Source organism: Cellulomonas humilata (assembly GCF_030814415.1).
Lineage (GTDB): Bacteria > Actinomycetota > Actinomycetes > Actinomycetales > Cellulomonadaceae > Cellulomonas > Cellulomonas humilata_A.
Genome location: NZ_JAUSVB010000002.1, coordinates 515,620 through 531,370, shown reverse-complemented (window position 1 = coordinate 531,370; position 15,751 = coordinate 515,620). Strand labels below are relative to the sequence as shown.

15 protein-coding genes are annotated in these 15,751 nt (G+C 70.4%); 1 reads left to right on the top strand and 14 read right to left on the bottom strand.

Features of this window, described 5'->3' with window-relative positions; genetic code table 11:
• Positions 1 to 149: 149 nt before the first annotated feature.
• The 7 genes from J2X26_RS08545 to kduI all read right to left on the bottom strand — a co-directional run bounded on the left by J2X26_RS08545 (position 150) and on the right by kduI (position 7,985).
• Entirely contained in the window at positions 150 to 1,646 is a 1,497-nt protein-coding gene (locus J2X26_RS08545) for an aldehyde dehydrogenase family protein (protein WP_307491432.1), read from the bottom strand.
• 36 nt (positions 1,647 to 1,682) lie between these two features.
• Positions 1,683 to 2,675 carry an ABC transporter permease gene (locus J2X26_RS08540; protein ID WP_307491430.1) on the bottom strand — a complete coding sequence of 331 codons (993 nt, stop codon included), beginning with the start codon at positions 2,673 to 2,675 and terminating at the stop codon, positions 1,683 to 1,685.
• A complete protein-coding gene (locus J2X26_RS08535) occupies positions 2,672 to 4,222 on the bottom strand; it encodes a sugar ABC transporter ATP-binding protein (RefSeq protein WP_307491428.1) in 1,551 nt (516 codons plus the stop codon). Before J2X26_RS08535 ends, J2X26_RS08540 begins: the two co-directional genes overlap by 4 nt.
• Positions 4,219 to 5,223 (bottom strand): ABC transporter permease, encoded by a 1,005-nt coding sequence (locus J2X26_RS08530; protein WP_307491426.1) that lies wholly within the window; start codon positions 5,221 to 5,223, stop codon positions 4,219 to 4,221. Before J2X26_RS08530 ends, J2X26_RS08535 begins: the two co-directional genes overlap by 4 nt.
• Entirely contained in the window at positions 5,220 to 6,305 is a 1,086-nt protein-coding gene (locus J2X26_RS08525) for a sugar ABC transporter substrate-binding protein (RefSeq protein ID WP_307491424.1), read from the bottom strand. Before J2X26_RS08525 ends, J2X26_RS08530 begins: the two co-directional genes overlap by 4 nt.
• A 106-nt stretch (positions 6,306 to 6,411) precedes the next feature.
• Positions 6,412 to 7,170 carry a 2-dehydro-3-deoxy-D-gluconate 5-dehydrogenase KduD gene (gene kduD, locus J2X26_RS08520; protein ID WP_307491422.1) on the bottom strand — a complete coding sequence of 253 codons (759 nt, stop codon included), beginning with the start codon at positions 7,168 to 7,170 and terminating at the stop codon, positions 6,412 to 6,414.
• Positions 7,167 to 7,985 carry a 5-dehydro-4-deoxy-D-glucuronate isomerase gene (gene kduI, locus J2X26_RS08515; RefSeq protein WP_307491421.1) on the bottom strand — a complete coding sequence of 273 codons (819 nt, stop codon included), beginning with the start codon at positions 7,983 to 7,985 and terminating at the stop codon, positions 7,167 to 7,169. The genes kduD and kduI overlap by 4 nt, the downstream gene beginning before the upstream one ends.
• Before the next feature lie 169 nt (positions 7,986 to 8,154).
• On the opposite strand from kduI, the gene J2X26_RS08510 reads away from it, so the two are divergent.
• Entirely contained in the window at positions 8,155 to 8,943 is a 789-nt protein-coding gene (locus J2X26_RS08510) for an IclR family transcriptional regulator (protein WP_307491419.1), read from the top strand.
• Positions 8,944 to 8,948: 5 nt separating this feature from the next.
• Here J2X26_RS08510 and J2X26_RS08505 read toward each other — a convergent pair whose 3' ends face one another.
• The 7 genes from J2X26_RS08505 to J2X26_RS08475 all read right to left on the bottom strand — a co-directional run bounded on the left by J2X26_RS08505 (position 8,949) and on the right by J2X26_RS08475 (position 15,743).
• Positions 8,949 to 9,092 (bottom strand): hypothetical protein, encoded by a 144-nt coding sequence (locus J2X26_RS08505; RefSeq protein WP_307491417.1) that lies wholly within the window; start codon positions 9,090 to 9,092, stop codon positions 8,949 to 8,951.
• 140 nt (positions 9,093 to 9,232) lie between these two features.
• Positions 9,233 to 9,691 carry an SRPBCC family protein gene (locus J2X26_RS08500; RefSeq protein ID WP_307491415.1) on the bottom strand — a complete coding sequence of 153 codons (459 nt, stop codon included), beginning with the start codon at positions 9,689 to 9,691 and terminating at the stop codon, positions 9,233 to 9,235.
• Positions 9,692 to 9,717: 26 nt separating this feature from the next.
• Positions 9,718 to 10,452, bottom strand: coding sequence for a hemerythrin domain-containing protein (locus J2X26_RS08495; protein ID WP_307491413.1), 735 nt, complete (start codon positions 10,450 to 10,452; stop codon positions 9,718 to 9,720).
• 128 nt (positions 10,453 to 10,580) lie between these two features.
• The gene (locus J2X26_RS08490) at positions 10,581 to 11,150 is read right to left on the bottom strand and encodes a TetR/AcrR family transcriptional regulator (RefSeq protein ID WP_307491411.1); all 570 of its coding nucleotides are present in this window, start codon (positions 11,148 to 11,150) and stop codon (positions 10,581 to 10,583) included.
• Between the two features lie 34 nt (positions 11,151 to 11,184).
• Positions 11,185 to 13,992: an alpha-L-rhamnosidase gene (locus J2X26_RS08485; RefSeq protein WP_307491409.1), complete on the bottom strand. Its 2,808-nt coding sequence runs from the start codon at positions 13,990 to 13,992 to the stop codon at positions 11,185 to 11,187.
• A 9-nt stretch (positions 13,993 to 14,001) separates the two neighbouring features.
• Positions 14,002 to 14,826: a carbohydrate ABC transporter permease gene (locus tag J2X26_RS08480; RefSeq protein ID WP_307491407.1), complete on the bottom strand. Its 825-nt coding sequence runs from the start codon at positions 14,824 to 14,826 to the stop codon at positions 14,002 to 14,004.
• The gene (locus tag J2X26_RS08475; protein WP_307491406.1) at positions 14,823 to 15,743 is read right to left on the bottom strand and encodes a carbohydrate ABC transporter permease; all 921 of its coding nucleotides are present in this window, start codon (positions 15,741 to 15,743) and stop codon (positions 14,823 to 14,825) included. The genes J2X26_RS08480 and J2X26_RS08475 overlap by 4 nt, the downstream gene beginning before the upstream one ends.
• Between the last annotated feature and the right edge of the window lie 8 nt (positions 15,744 to 15,751).

Genomic DNA, 15,751 nt, shown 5'->3' with positions numbered 1-15,751 from the left:
ATATGCAAGAACCTGATCCTGATTTGTGAACAGAAATTGATTGTGGTTCATATGCGTGAATTCACGTGCTGTTTCCGGGCGCGCGAACAAGCACGACGGACCCCCCGTCGTGCCTGCGGCGCGCCGGCGTCAACCGGCGGTGGAACGCCTCACCGGAGCTCGGCGATGACCGTCTTGAGCTCCGTGTAGTCGTCCAGCCCGAACGAGCCGAGCTCGCGCCCCCACCCGGACTGCTTGAAGCCGCCACGCGGCAGCGTGACGTCGTCGGCGTGCCAGGTGTTGAGCCACACCGTGCCCGCGCGCAGCCGCGCACCGACGCGGTGGGCCGTCCCGATGTTGTTCGACCAGACCCCGGCCGCCAGGCCGTACACCGTGTTGTTGGCGGCCGCGACGACCTCGTCCTCGGTGTCGAACGGGATCGCGGTCACGACGGGACCAAAGATCTCGTCGGTCTGCACCGCCATCTGCTCCGTGACCCCGGTGATCAGGGTCGGGCTGACGAAGAAGCCGCGGTCGCGGGCCGGGTCGGCGCTGCCGGCGCTGAGCACCGCACCGTCGGCGACGGCGCCACGGATGTAGCCCAGCACCTTGTCGAACTGCTCCTGCGACACGAGCGGGCCCATGTGCGCACCCGCCTCGAACCCGTCGCCCACCGTGATCGCGCGGGCCGCCGCGGCGACCCCGTCGACCACCTGGTCGAAGACGGCGCGCTGGACGTACAGCCGGGAGCCGTTGACGCAGCACTGGCCCTCGTTGAAGTAGCCACCCAGGACGGCACCCGCGATCGCGGCGTCGAGGTCGGCGTCCGCGAAGATGATGTTCGGCGCCTTGCCGCCGAGCTCGAGGGACACCTTCTTGAGGTTCACCGAGGCGGCGGCCGCGATCTTCTTGCCGACCTCGGTGCTGCCCGTGAACGCGACCTTGTCCACGCCGGGGTGGTCCACCAGCGCGGCTCCGGCGTCGCCGTAGCCGGGCAGGATGTTCACCACACCGGCGGGGAGGCCCGCCTCGAGCAGCAGCTCGCCCAGCCGGAGCGCGGTCAGCGGCGTCTGCTCGGCGGGCTTCAGGATGACCGTGTTCCCCGCGGTGATCGCAGGGACGATCTTGAAGCAGGCCATGAGCAGCGGGAAGTTCCACGGCACGATGCCCGCGACGACGCCGATCGCCTCGCGGCGCGTGTAGGCGTGGAACGAACGTCCCGGCACCGACATCGGGATGGTGGTGCCCTCCATCTTGGTGGCCCACCCGGCGAAGTAGCGGAACAGCTCCGCTGCCGTCGCGACGTCCCCGTCCCGGGCGGCCTCGACCCGCTTGCCGTTGTCCAGCGCCTCGAGCTGCGCGAACTCGTCGGCGTGGGCCTCGATGAGGTCGCCGATGCGCCACAGCAGGTGCGAGCGGTCGCGCGGCGTGAACTGGGACCACGGCGACGGCGCCTCGAAGGCGTTGCGCGCCGCCGCGACCGCACGGTCGACGTCCACCGCGGACGCCTGCGCCACCTGGACGAGGACCTCCTCGGTCGACGGGTTCACGGTGGCGAAGGTCTTCCCGTCCTTGGCGTCCACCCACTCGCCGTCGATCAGCAGCTGCTTGGGCGAGGAGAGGAACGCGCGGACGGCGGGCAGGAGGGTGGAGCTGTCGAGCGACATGGTGGCCTTCCAGGAGACGTGGAGCGAAGGAGACAGTTACTTGATGACCAGGACTTTCGACCGGTCGAGGGTCAGCGCCACCGCAACGATGATGATCGCGCCGTAGAGGATCTGCTCGTAGGCCGACGACACGCCGACCGTCGAGAGCCCGACCCGGAGCAGCGTGACCACCAGGGCCCCCGCCAGCGTCCGCCACAGGCTGCCGTGGCCCCCGGTGATCGCGGTGCCGCCGACGACGATCGCCGCGACCGCGGGCAGCAGCAGCGAGTCGGCCACGGTGGGGCTGCCGCTGTAGTTGCGCGCGACCAGCAGCACCGCCGCGAGCCCGGCGCACGCGCCCGAGACGCAGAACGCCCCGATCTTGACGGCGTCGACCGGCACGCCACCCAACCGGGCGGCGGCCTCCGAGAAGCCGGTCGCCTTGATGTAGCTGTCCAGCGGCGTCACCTTGATCAGGAGTGCCAGCACCGCCACCAGGACGACGGCCACCACGACGGCGGTCGGCACGCGGCCCGCGACGTACAGGTTCGCCCAGCTGATCGACGTGTCGTCGGTGACGGGCACGGTGCCGGCCGAGGAGACCACGAGGGCGATCGCGGCGAAGACGCTCATCCCGCCCAGCGTCACGATGAACGACGGGATCCGCAGGACGACGTGCAGGGTGCCCTGGAGCGCACCGATGGCGGCGGCCACGCCCACGACGGCGAGCGTGCTCAGACCGCCCAGGCTGGGCAGCCACAGCGCGAGGAAGACGCTCGACAGCGAGGCCAGAGCCGCGATCGACAGGTCGATGCCGCCGCACAGCACCACGATCGTGGCGCCCGTGGCCAGCACCGCCAGCGGCGCCGCGGTGTTGATCACCGCGGTCAGGCTCCGCTCCGTCAGGAAGCCCGGGTCGGCGACGGCGAGCGCGACCACCAGGGCCACGAGCGCGATCACCGGCATGAACGACGTCAGGCGGGAGCCGAGCGTCGGCCCGCCCTTGACGGGGGTGTCCAGCGCGGGCTTGGTCATGACGGGGGTGCTCACACCATCTCCTTGACGAGGTCGAGCGGGGTCGGCTTGCCGCCCGACGGGCACGCGACCTCGGCGGTGATCCGGCCGTCGCTCATCACGACGATCCGGTCGGCCATGCCGATGGCCTCCTCGAGGCTGTCGGCGAGCAGCAGGGTGGCCACACCGGTGTTGGCCAGCTCGCGCATGAGCTTGTAGACCTCGGAGCGTGCGCCGATGTCGAGACCCCGGGTGGGGTGGTCGAGCAGCAGCAGCCGGATGTCGCCGCCCACCAGCCAGCGGGCCAGGACCACCTTCTGCTGGTTGCCGCCGGAGAGCCGCTGGATGGCGGTCCCCCGGTGCGGCGTGCGGATCGAGAGCCGTGCGATCCAGCTGTCGACGACCGACGCCTGCCTGACCGGCATGACCAGCGGCCCGACGCACCGGACCCCCTGCTTGGTCAGGGTCATGTTGTCGGCCACCGACATCGGGCCGACCATGCCTTCGATCTTGCGCTCGGCGGGCACGTAGCCCACCCCGGCGGAGCACGCCGCGCGGCTGCCGGACAGGTCGAGCTTCTTCCCGTCGAGGGTGACCTCGCCGGCGAGCGTCTCCTCCGCCCCGAACAGCGCGCGACAGACGTCCTCGCGCCCCGACCCGTGGACGCCGACGATCGCGAGGATCTCCCCCTCGGCGATGTCGAGGTCCACGTCCCGGAACGACGGACCGCTCAGCCCGCGCACGGTGAGCCGCGGCCGGGGCTCACCGGCCGGACGCTCGATGGAGTTGTCGTGGTAGTGGTCGTCGGACCCGGTCGACCCGATCATCAGGCGGTGCAGGTCGCCCGGGACGGCACCGGCCGTGGCGACGTCCCCGACGGACTGCCCGCCGCGGAGCACCGTGACCCGGTCGCACACCTCGAGCACCTCGTCGAGACGGTGCGAGACGAAGATGACGGAGGCGAACTCCCGCAACCGGCGGATCTGGGTGAACAGCGTCTCGACCTCACCGGACTCCAGCACCGACGTCGGCTCGTCGAGGATGATCACCGGGGCGAACGTGGTGCGCTGCTCGATGCGCAGCACCTTGGCGATCTCGACCATCTGCCGGTCGGCGAAGGTGAGCGTGTCCGTGCGGGCCAGCGGGTCGATGGTCGACCCGATCTTGTCCAGCTGCTCCTGCGCGAGCCTGCGCATGGTGTCCCAGCGGTACAGGCCGCGACGCACGCCGGGCCCCTCGCTGCCGAGGACGATGTTCTCGGCAGCCGTGAGGTTGGGGACCAGCGACTGCTCCTGGAACACCATGCCGACACCGTGGTTCGCGGCGTCGACGACGCTGCGCATCTTGACCTTCTCGCCGCGCACGTAGATCTGTCCCGCGTCGGGCCGGACGAGCCCCACGAGCGCCTTGAGCAGGGTCGACTTGCCGGCGCCGTTCTCGCCGGCCAGGCCCAGCACCTCGTTCTGGTTGACGTAGAAGTCGACGCCGTCGAGCGCCTTGACGCCCGGGTAGTGCTTGACCAGACCGCGGACCTCGAGGGCCGGCGAGAGGGGACTCGGCTGGTTCGCCAGTTCGATGCTCACTTGACCACCTGGTTCCTGTGCCGCAGCGGCAGCGCGGCCGCCGCCACGGCGATGACGACGATGAGTCCCTGCACGCCACCCTGCCAGTACGGGCTGACCCCGATCTGCACCAGGCCGTTGGTGAGGACCACGATGAGCAGCACGCCCACGGTGGAGTGCAGCACCCCGCCCCGGCCGCCGGTCAGCAGGGTGCCGCCGACGACGGCCGCGGTGATGGAGGAGAAGGTGAAGTCGGCACCGGCCTGCACCAGCCCGGCACCGAGCTGGCTGGTCACCATGACCGCGCCGAGCCCGTAGAACGCACCGGCCAGCGTGAAGACCGCGACCTTGTACGGCGCGACCCGGACACCCGACAGCGTGAGCACCTCCTCGGCACCGCCGATCGCAAACGCGTACCGACCGAGCCGGGTGTACCGCTGGATGAGCCAGCCGACGAGCACGCAGGCCGCCGCGATCCAGGTGAGGTACGTGAAGCCGAGCAGCCGGTCCGTCGCCCAGCTCTCCAGGGCGGCGTCGGCGATGTTGGGCTGGACGCCGGCGAACATCAGGATCGCGATCCCGAGCCCGATGGCGGAGACGCCGAGGGTGACCATGAACGAGGGCACCTTCAGCGCCATGAGCAGGACCCCGCTCAGGCACCCGAGCGCCGCGCCCAGGGCGATGGCGATCACGATGCCGAGGAAGCCGAAGTCGTTGCCGTTGCGGTTGTTCTCCACCAGCAGCGCCACGGCGATGGCCGAGGCGGCCATCACCCCGCTGGCCGACAGGTCGATGGAGCCCATCAGCAGCACGAAGGTGGCGCCGCACGTGACGACGGCCAGGACCGAGGCCGCGTCGAGGATGTTCTGGAAGTTGCCCAGCGTGCGGAACTGCGAGCTGAGCAGGGAGAAGACGATCACGATCACCACGAGGGCGATCGGAGGACCGGCGTCCCGGAAGGACACCCCCCGCCGAGGCTGGGGGCGCGCCGCGACGACCTCGGCGGGGGATGTCACGGTCACGACAGCGGACCTGCCACACGGTTGAAGACGTTGTCGCACTCGAAGTCGGCGGGGTCGGTCTTCGGGGTGAGGTAGTCGGCGACGTTGTCGTCGGTGATGAGGAACTGCTCGGCGAAGAACGCGCGGTTGTCGTCGGCGATGTCCTCGACCGCGAGCTCACCGGTGGCCACGCAGTAGCCGATCGCCAGGCCGATGCCACCCTGCCACGGGCCGTCGCTCGAGACGGTCGCGGTCATGGTGCCGTCCTTGATGGCGGTCAGCGCGTCCGGGACGGCGTCGATGCCGACCACGGCGACGTCGGTGCGGCCGGCCTGCTCGAGGGCCTGGAGGGCACCGAGGGCCATGTCGTCGTTGGCGGCCCAGATGCCCTTGACCTTGTCCCCGTGCTTGGTCAGCAGGGTCTCGGTGACGGCCAGCGCCTCCTGGCGGGAGAAGTTCGCGGTCTGCTGGTCGAGGAGCTCGACGCCCGTGTTCTCGGCGAGCGACTCCTCCAGGCCGGCGAACCGGTCCTTGGCCGCCCCGGTGTCGAGGATGCCCTGCAGCGCGATGATGCCGCCCTCGCCGCCGATCGCCTCGGCGAGCGCGTCGCCGATCTGCTTGCCCGACTCCACGCCGTTGTAGGTGATGTGGCTGAGCCAGGTGTCGTAGTCGAGGGGGCTGAGGTCGGCGGGCTTGTTCCACTGGGTGACCAGGAACGCGCCGGCCGTGTTGGCGGCCTCGACGATCGGCTTGGTGTCGGCGTCCCCGTTCGGGAGGACGTTGAGCACCAGGCAGTCCGTGTCGCCCGCGAGGACCTGGCGGATCTGCTCCTGCTGCTTGGTGGACTCACCGTCGTAGGTGAGCCGCTGCTGCTCCAGGCCGACCGACTCGGCGAACGCGTCGCCGCCGTCGAGCCAGGAGGCCTCGTAGGGGTTGGACTCGTTGCGGACCTGGCCGACGAGCTTGACGTCGGCGGGGTCGCAGGAACCGGCGGCAGCGGCGCCACCGTCGTCGGCGCTGGACGCCTCGGTGCAACCCGCGAGGGCGATCGATGCCAGCGACAGACCGATCAGCGCAAGGGCGGGGCGAGACTTGCGAATCATCGTTGATCCTCTTCTCTAGTGCCAGAAACTCCGGCGGGACAATTCCGAGAGGGTGGTGCGCGACGCCGCGGGGGCGGCGTCAGGAACGTCGGGAGTGCCAGCTCGGTCAGCGCGCCATCCAGCCCCCGTCCACGACGAGGACGTGCCCGTTGACGTAGTCGGCCGCCGGGGAGCTCAGGAACACGGCCGCACCGGCGACGTCCTGGGCGGTGCCCCACCGACCTGCCGGGATGCGCTCGAGGATCGAGCGCGCGCGGTCGGGGTCGTCGCGCAGCGGCTGGGTGTTGTCGGTGGCCATGTAGCCGGGTGCGATGGCGTTGACCTGCACGCCGCGCGGTCCCCACTCGTTGGCGAGGGCCTTGGTGAGGCCGGCGACCCCGTGCTTGCTGGCCGTGTAGGAGACGACCCGGATCCCACCCTGGAACGACAGCAGGCTGGCGATGCTGACGATCTTCCCGTGCCCGCGCTCGACCATGGGCCGGCCGAGCTGCTGGGTGAGGAAGAAGAGTCCCGACAGGTTGACGTCGAGCACCGCGTTCCACGAGTCCTCGGTGACGTCGACCGCGTCGTGGCGGTCGATGATGCCGGCGTTGCTCACCAGGATGTCGACCTCGTGCTCGGCGGAGATCTGCGCGCCGACCGCTGCGACGGCCGCGTGGTCGGCGAGGTCGAGCTCAACCACTGACACCTCGCGACCGAGGTCGCGGACGAGCTTCTCCGTGTCGGTCTGGCTGTCCGGGCGGCCGACGAGCACCAGGTCGGCGCCCGCCTGCGCGAGGCCGAGCGCGACGCCCTGGCCGAGCCCGCGACCGGCACCGGTCACGACGGCACGCTTGCCGGACAGGTCGAAGGGCGAGCTGGTCACAGCTCCTCCAGCGCGACGGGCGCGAGGTCCGTGTACTGCGTGTTCTCGCCGGACATCGCCCAGATGAAGGCGTACGAGCTGGTGCCGGCGCCGGCGTGGATGGACCACGGGGGCGAGATGACGGCCTGGCGGTTGCGCATCACGAGGTGCCGGGTGGCGCCGGGCTTGCCGAGGAAGTGGAAGACGCGGCTGTCCTCGGCCAGGTCGACGTACAGGTAGACCTCGGTGCGGCGGTCGTGCAGGTGCGGCGGCAGCGTGTTCCACACCGAGCCGTCGGCGAGCACGGTGACGCCGAACTGCAGGGTGGCCGTCTCGAGCTCCGAGCCCCAGGCGTAGCGGAACAGCGTCCGCTCGCTGGCGCCCGTGGCGGTGCCGATGGGCACCCCGTCGACGTCGCCGTGGACCAGCGCCGTGGTCGGGTAGGTGGCGCCCGCGGACGCGGACACGAAGTAGAAGGCGGCGTCGGCGCCGGTGAAGGCGACCTCGCTGCCGCGACCGACGTAGAGCCCGTCGAGGTGGCCCAGCTCGAACTTCTCCCCGTCCACGAGGACGTGACCGGTCTCCCCGACGTTGACGACACCGAGCTCACGACGCTCCAGGTGCGACTCGACGCCGAGCACCTCGGTCCACGCCGGCAGCTCGAGGCGATCGTGTCCGGGGACGGCTCCCCCGATGACCATCCGGTCGTCGTGCGTGTAGACGGCGTGCACCTCACCGGTCTCGAACAGGTCCTCGACGAGGAAGTTCTCCCGCAGGTCCGCAGCGCGGGCTGTCTCCACGCTCGACGGCGACGTCGAATACCGGACCTGGATCACATGTGCTCCTCGATTTATGAACTGTGTTCGTCTATGTGAATCGAGAACGTACACGTGACCCAGTTCCATGGTCAAGGGAGAGAAGTCCGTCCATATATGTGGACGACCGAGTACAGTCAGGCGAAGCCCCGGGCGTGCGAGACGCCCGGACGATCAGGAGGCGTCTGCGATGCAGTCCGCGAACCCCACCGCCACGCTCGGCGCCGCCGGCCCCGTGAAGTCCGCTGCACGCGCACTGGACCTGCTCGACGAGATCGCCGCGGGCGGGCCGGGGACCCAGCTGCAGCTGTCGACGCGCCTGAACATCCCCAAGAGCAGCCTGCACGCGCTCCTGAAGACGATGACCGACCGCGGCTGGCTGGAGACCGACCAGACCGGGAGCGTCTACCAGCTGGGGATCCACTCCCTGGTCGTCAGCTCCGCCTACCTCGCCGGCGACCCGGTGCTGTCGCGCGCAGCCGCGATCATGGACGAGATCGCGGGCGCGACGGAGGAGACCGTCAACCTGGGCCGGCTCGCCGGCAACCAGGTCATCTACACCGCGAAGCGGGAATCCGTGCACCCGCTGCGGATGCACTCCCCCGTCGGCCGCCGCCTCCCGGCGTTCTCCACCGCCCTCGGACGCGCGATCCTGGCCGAGCGACCCGCCGACGTCCGGGCCGAGCTCGTGCCCCACTCGATCGCGCGCATCACCGCCCAGACGGTGACCGACCGGGACTCGGTGCTCGAGATCATCGACGACGCGGCGCGGCTCGGCTACGCGACGGAGAGCGAGGAGTCCTGCATCGGGGTGCGCTGCTTCGGCGTGGCGCTCCCGTTCGCCCGCCCGGCTGTCGACGGCGTGAGCGTCGCCGTGCCGATCAGCCGCCTGGCGGGTCGGGAGGACTTCATCATCGAGACGCTGCTGAGCGTCAAGGCGCGCCTGTCACCGGAGTACGGGCACAGCATGGTCCGCTGAGCGGGTCAGACGTCCTCACCCTCGGCCGGCTCGCTGGCGTGCTCACGCACGTCGGCTCCGTCCGTCGCCGCAGTCCCCTCGGCACCCTCGGCCGGCTCTGTAGCGTGCTCGCGCGTCTCGTCGTCCGGGAGCGGGGTGTCGGTGCTCATGCCTGTGTCCTCCTCCGAGAGACGCCCGTCGGACGGGCCTTCCAGGCGACCGTACGCCCGGGTCTTCGACCTGTCCTGGCGAGGGGCGCCTCACCTCGGCGATCCGCGACCGAGGTCCGCCGTGGTGGCGGGTGCGCCAGTCACCCGCCGGACGCACGCGCCCGGTCAGCTGCCTCGAGCACGCGGCGGAGGCCGGTGAAGTCGCGCAGCAGGATCCGCGCGAGCACGAACGTCGGCAGGAGCGCCACCAGCCGGAGCCAGGAGGCGACGTCGCCGCCGTAGTCGGCACGGACGCGGGTGCCCCCGGCGTCGGGCGTGCACACGTACTCGACGCGAGAGTTCCACGGCGACGTCGAGTGCCACACGACCCGCCGGTCGGGCTCGACGACTTCGAGCACGTCGGTGAACCGGATACGGAACGGGCCGATGCGGTCGACAGCGGCCCACCGGTTCCCCACCTGGAGCGGACCACCGTCCAACGGGCGACGCGAGTCGACCGCGGGCGCGAACTCGGGCCACCGACCGGGATCGGCGAGGTACGGGTAGACGCGCGACGGCGGGTGATCGAGGTGGACGTCGAGCGTCACGCGTCGCCACATGAGTTCCTCCGCCTCGGGTCGCCGCGTCACACCATCGTGGGCACGGGTCGGTCGGGGTAGAGCTCCCGCATGGCGCTGTCGTATCTCCGCTTCATGAGGAGGAGGTACAGGACCCGGATCGGTGCGGGCACGTTGGCACGGACCCACTCCTCTCGCTCGGCCTCGGGGACGCTCGCGATCAGCAGGCCGAGCTGGAGCGCCAGGACGTCCTTCCCGAGCTCCTTGCGGTGGGCCATGAGAGTGGCGCGCGTGTGCTCCTCCATGAAGTCCCACTCCTGCTGCGACATGACCTCCCCGGCGACAGGGAGGATGTCGTCCTCCTCCTGCCCGAGGTGCGCCGACAGCAGGTCGCGGAGCTCCTCGATGTCGGCGGCGAAGGCGTCGCGAAGCCGGGGATCGGCGGTGCCCACCCAGGGCTCGAGCTGTGGCTCGATCCGCGCGAGCCGGACCGCGACCTCGGCGTGCTGGGCTCGCATCTGACCGACGTGCAGGGTGCAGGCGGGTTCGCGCGCGACCAGCCGGTCCCACAGCACCATGTCCTCGGTCTCGTGGTGCATGTGCAGGGCGAAGAAGTCGAGGTGGGCGTAGCGGCCGACGACCGCGGAGCGCGCGGTGTCGCCGGGCTCGACCTCGCGCACCAGCTCAGGAAGCTCCCGATACAGCCAACGGAAGATCCGGTGGACGAGGATCATCCCCGACGTGTCGCAGCCGGGGTGCTGCCCGGCCGCCAGCGGCCCGGGGGGCGGCAGTCTCTTGGCCATCCCGTCCTCCACCCGATCATCGACATCGACGTCATCGCGGCGCGAGGCGAACGCTACTCCCACCCCGCCCCACGCCACATCACCCTCCGCCGCGTCCAGCAACGATCAGGACGACGACGAGCCGTGGCTCAGTCCCGCCGCATGAGCTCCCAGGACTCCATGAATCGCCCAACGACGTCGATCGTCGGATCGAGCAGCCACAGGACCCGCAGGCCGTCGGCGAGCGCCAGCAGGGCTACGGCCACTGCATCCGGGTCCCGGTCGGCGGAGAACTCGCCGCGGCTCTGGCGGTCCCGCACCGACTCGGCCAGACGCGACCGCAGCCGGGCATAGCGGTAGGCGAAGTAGGCGTGCCCAGGGTGCTGGGCGTCCGTGCTGTCGACGCTGACCGCGGCGAAGAGCCGCGCGAGACCCGGGCTGTCCGCGCTGCGCCGGACGCTCTCGACGAGCGTCTCGATCGGGTCCCGCCCGTCGAACTCGTCGAACAGGGCGTCGTCGCGCCGTCGCACGACCTCGACGAAGAGCTCTTCCTTCGTCTTGAAGTAGTGCAGGAGGCCGGCCTGGCTCAGCCCCGACTCGCGTGCGATCTCGCGCGCAGAGATGCTGTTGTACCCCTCGCGCTCGATGACCTCGAGAGCTCGATCGAGGATCTCGTGCCGCTTCGCCGAGCCTTTCGCGTACGGACCTCGCTTCGACACGGCGCGATCCTATCCGCCACCTGCGAGGCGCCCGTCAGCGCCGCCGTCGGCCGTTGAGCTCGTCGAGCGCGGACTCCACGCGCGACTCGAGGTTCGGCGCGCCGAGGAGGAACGCCTCACTCAGCCGGCGCTCCTCGACCCACTGGGTGTGCCGTCGAAAGGTTCTCGACCACTCGGGGTCTGCCGCGTCGAGCACTGCGACCACCGTCTCGTAGGCCTCGCGGTCCTCGACGATCGCAGCCAGCGAGCTGTGCAGACCCAGCTCGACGGTGCGGTGGTCGTCCCTGCTGTCGTCGAGCGTCCAGCGGTGCTGCCCCGAACCCACCTCGAAGGTCTCCGAGCGACCCGGGAGGAGGACCTCGGCACGCGTGTTCGGCGGGACCGTCGCCGACACGGTGATCTGTCCCGCGTCCGCGGACCAGGCGACGCGGGCACGCCCGAATGGCGTCTCGTGCTCCGTCTCCGCGTGGTCGAGCCCGCGCAGCGGGACCGGCGCGACCCTGATCCGACGGTATCCGGGTTCCGCGGGGGCGAGCCCGGCGACGCGTCGGTGGAGCCAGTCGGCGATCGCACCGAGCGCGTAGTGGTTGAACGACGTCATCTCGCCGGGGTTGATGGTGCCGTCCTCGAGCATGCTGTCCCAGCGCTCCCACACCGTGGTGGCGCCCATCGTCACCGGGTAGAGCCACGACGGGTTCTCGGTCTGGAGGAGGAGCCGCGACGCCGCGTCGTCGTGTCTCGTGCGGGTGAGCGCGTCGGTGACCAGTGGCGTGCCGACGAAGCCGGTCCCGATGCGGTAGCCGTCGCGCCGCACGAGACCCGCGAGGCGGTCGCCCATCATCTCCAGACGGATCGGGTCGGTCTCGAGGTCGAACATGATGGCGAGCGCGTAGGCGGTCTGCGCGTCGGAGACGATGCGCCCCGCCGGCGTGACGTACTCGTCGAGCCAGGCACGCCGCACGACCTCCGCCTCGGCCGCGTACCGGTCGGCGAGCTCGTGCCGGCCGAGGACCCCGGCTGCCTCCGCGAGGAGCCTGGTCGACCGGTAGAGGTAGGCGCTCGCGACGATGTCCGCGTCGGTCTTCGCGTGGGCCGGCCGGTCCGACGGCGCGTCCGGGTCGAGCCAGTCCCCGAACTGGAACCGCCCCTCCCACAGGTGACGTCCACCGGCGATCTCGAGCACCTGGTCGACCCAGCCGCGCATGCTGTCGAGCTGCGCCTCGAGCACACCGCGATCCGCGTACCGCTCGTAGAGCACGCTCGGCACGACCGTCGCGGCATCGCCCCACGCCGCCGCCGGCATCGCCGCCGAGCCGAGGACGTCGGGCACCACGAACGGCACCCCTGCGCCGCCGCGCTGCTCGAGCAGCAGGTCACGCAACCAGGACGCAAGGAGACCGCCGGCGTCGAAGAGGTAGGTCGCGGCCGGCGCGAAGACCTGGATGTCCCCCGTCCAGCCGAGGCGCTCGTCGCGTTGCGGGCAGTCGGTCGGGAGGTAGAGGAAGTTCCCCCGCATGCCCCACACCACGTTCTCGTGGAAGCGGTCGAGGAGCGGGTCGGAGCTGCGGAACCACCCCGTGCGTTCCATGTCGCTGTGCACCACGACGGCGACGATGTCGGCCGGGTCCAGCTCTCCCGGCCAGCCGTCGACCTGCACGTACCGGAATCCGTGGAACGTGAAGGCGGGCTCCCAGGTCTCGACGCCGGCCCCGGCGAGGACGTACCGGTCGGTCGCGTCGGCGAGGCGGAGCGGCCGGGTGCCGAGCTCCCCGAACTCGAGCACCTCCGCGTGGCGCAGGACGATCTCCTGGCCGGCCTCGCCCGAGACGGTGATCCGGAGGCGGCCGACGACGTTCTGGCCGAAGTCGAGGAGGGTCGCACCGCTCGGCGAGGTGAGGACCTCGCGCACGGCCAGCTCCTCGATCCGCCGGGCGACGGGCCCGCTCCGCGCCTCGGGCTCGACGGAGCCCTCGTGCACCGAGACCGGCTGCCAGGCCGAGTCGTCGAAGCCTGGTGCGGACCAGCCCGCCTCCCGGCGGCGGGCGTCGACGTGCTCGCCGACGTAGATGCCGCTGGTGACGATCTCGCCGTCGCCGGTCGCGGACCAGTCCGGCCCGGTGACGACCGTCTGGACGCGGCCGTCGACGTACTCGACCACCAGCTGGGCGGCGACCGCCGGCTGCTCGCCGTAGAACGTCCGCGCGTTGCCCTGGAAGCCGTACCGCTCGGTGAACCAGCCGCCCGCAACCGCCGCCCCCAGGGCGTTCCGGCCGCGGCGCACGTGCCGCGTGACGTCCGTCGTCTCATGGATCAGTCGGTACTGGTACGACGTCCACCCGGGCTTGAGCACCTGGTCGTCGACCCCGCGGCCGTTGACCTCGAGCTGGTAGACGCCCTCGGCGGTCGCGTACAGGGTGGCGGCCCGGACGTCGCCGTCGACCTCGAACTCGCGGCGGACCAGCAGGGGGTGCGCGGGGCGCTCCGGTGCCGCGAGGCCGATGAAGGCTGCGCGCCACTCCCCCGGTGCGAGCATCCCGCCGGTCACCGCCACCGGGTCGCTCCACACGCTCCGTGCGCCGTCGGTCCCGGTGGTGCGCACGCGCAGCACTCCGCTCCGGCGGGGGCTGAGCGCGGCGAACGGCCACGCGACGAGGACGGACTCCCGACCGGCCACCGTCGCGAACGACTCGACGCCGTCGGTCGTCCAGCTCAGCTCGGCCGACGCCTGTTCCCAGTCGGGGACGTCGGTCGCCGTCTTCCAGGAGATCCGAGGGCGCTCGACGCCGACGAACGGTGTCGCGGACCCGTACTCGAGACGCAGGGACGTGATTTCGGTGGTCATGAGATCCGCTCAGCCCTTGATGGCACCGGACGTGAGCCCGGCGACGATCCGACGGTTGAAGAACATGTACATCAGCAGCGGCGGGATGGTGATCAGGAGGATGTCCGTGAACAACAGGTTCCGCATCTGGTTGAACTGGGACTGGAAGTTGAAGAGCGTCAGCTGCACGGTGGCGTTCTCGTTGCCGGGCAGGAAGTAGAGCGGGTTCTGGAAGTCGTTGAACACGAAGACCGACTGCACGACGACGACCGTGATGATCACCGACCGGAGCAGCGGGAAGACGACCTGGAAGAACAGCCGGAGCGGCCCGGCGCCGTCGATCAGCGCCGCCTCGTCGAGCTCCCGCGGGATGTTTGCGACGAAGGCGCGGATCAGCAGCACGGTGAACGCCAGGCCGAACGCGATCTCGATCATCACGAGCCCGGGCAGCGTCTTGTAGATGCCCAGACCCTGCATCACCCAGATCGTCGGGACGACCGCGGGCGGGATGATCAGGCCGGCGAGGATGAGCACGTTGGCGACCGGCGTCCACCAGCCCTTGCGGCGCTGGAGCACGTAGCCCACCATCGCGCCCAGGACGACCATCCCGGAGACGCTCGCGACCGTGAGGATGACGCTGTTGATCATCGCAGTGAGGAACATGCCGTCGCGCGTGTTCCAGACCTCGACGACGTTCTCCCACAGCTGCCAGTCGGTCGGCCAGGTGAACTCGAGCTGGTTCGCCTCGGCCCTGCCCTTGCCCGCGGTCAGCAGGATGAAGACGAAGGGGACGACGAAGACGACGAGCGAGGCCAGGATCGCGATGCCCCCGGCGACGTAGCGGCGGGTCTTCACAGCTCCGCTTCCTTCCGGCTCAGGAAGCGGCTGACCGGGAGGACGATCGCGGTGACGACCACGAACAGGACGACGTTCCCTGCGGTGGAGATGCCGTAGAAGCCCGCCTGGTACTGCTTGAACACGACCGACGCGAGCACGTCGGACGAGAATCCCGGACCGCCGTGGGTCATGGTCCAGATGAGGTCGAACGTCCGCAGCCCGCCGATGAGCGACAGGATGATGACCGTGGAGGTCGCCGGCCACAGCAACGGCACCGTCACGTACCAGAACGCCTTGACCCCACCGGCACCGTCGACGCGAGCCGCCTCGACGTACTCCTGCGGGATGGACACGATGCCCGCGATGTAGATCAGCGTGGCAAGTCCGACGCCCTTCCAGATGTCCACGAGCGCCACGGAGATCAGCGCGAGCGTCGGATCGGTGAGCCAGGCCGGTCCGGAGATCCCGACGAGGGCCAGAGCCTGGTTGATGAGCCCCTCCGTGGGGTTCATCAGCACGGAGAACGTGATCCCGACACCCACCACCGAGACGAGCACGGGGAAGAACACGACGTTGCGCAGGTAGCCCCGACCGATGATCTGTGAGGTCAGCAGCACGCCCAGCCCCATCCCGAGGACGACCTTCGCCCCCGAGGTGAGCACGGCGTAGACGAGCGTGTTGGTGAGGCTCCTGGACAGCGACGGCTCGGTGAAGAACGTCACGAAGTTCTCGAACCCGATGAACTCGATGTCGAACAGCGACCAGCGCGTCAGGCTGAAGTAGAAGGACGACATCGTGGGGACGAGGAACAGGACCGTGAAGATGACGATCGCCGGGAGCAGGAACCAGAGCGGGTAGGCCGCCTGGTGGTGGGTGCTCGTCCGCGCGCGTTGCCGCCTGCGCGTCGTCGCCCGCGGGCGCGTGATCGTCGTCATGTTCGACT

What these genes read in the sequence shown, in the direction of transcription:
- J2X26_RS08500 (WP_307491415.1), bottom strand. Translation starts at nt 9,691, where the DNA reads ATGTGGCGACGCGTGACGCTCGACGTCCACCTCGATCACCCGCCGTCG.
- J2X26_RS08545 (WP_307491432.1), bottom strand. Translation starts at nt 1,646, where the DNA reads ATGTCGCTCGACAGCTCCACCCTCCTGCCCGCCGTCCGCGCGTTCCTC.
- J2X26_RS08485 (WP_307491409.1), bottom strand. Translation starts at nt 13,992, where the DNA reads ATGACCACCGAAATCACGTCCCTGCGTCTCGAGTACGGGTCCGCGACA.
- J2X26_RS08505 (WP_307491417.1), bottom strand. Translation starts at nt 9,092, where the DNA reads ATGAGCACCGACACCCCGCTCCCGGACGACGAGACGCGCGAGCACGCT.
- J2X26_RS08475 (WP_307491406.1), bottom strand. Translation starts at nt 15,743, where the DNA reads ATGACGACGATCACGCGCCCGCGGGCGACGACGCGCAGGCGGCAACGC.
- J2X26_RS08495 (WP_307491413.1), bottom strand. Translation starts at nt 10,452, where the DNA reads ATGGCCAAGAGACTGCCGCCCCCCGGGCCGCTGGCGGCCGGGCAGCAC.
- J2X26_RS08510 (WP_307491419.1), top strand. Translation starts at nt 8,155, where the DNA reads ATGCAGTCCGCGAACCCCACCGCCACGCTCGGCGCCGCCGGCCCCGTG.
- J2X26_RS08525 (WP_307491424.1), bottom strand. Translation starts at nt 6,305, where the DNA reads ATGATTCGCAAGTCTCGCCCCGCCCTTGCGCTGATCGGTCTGTCGCTG.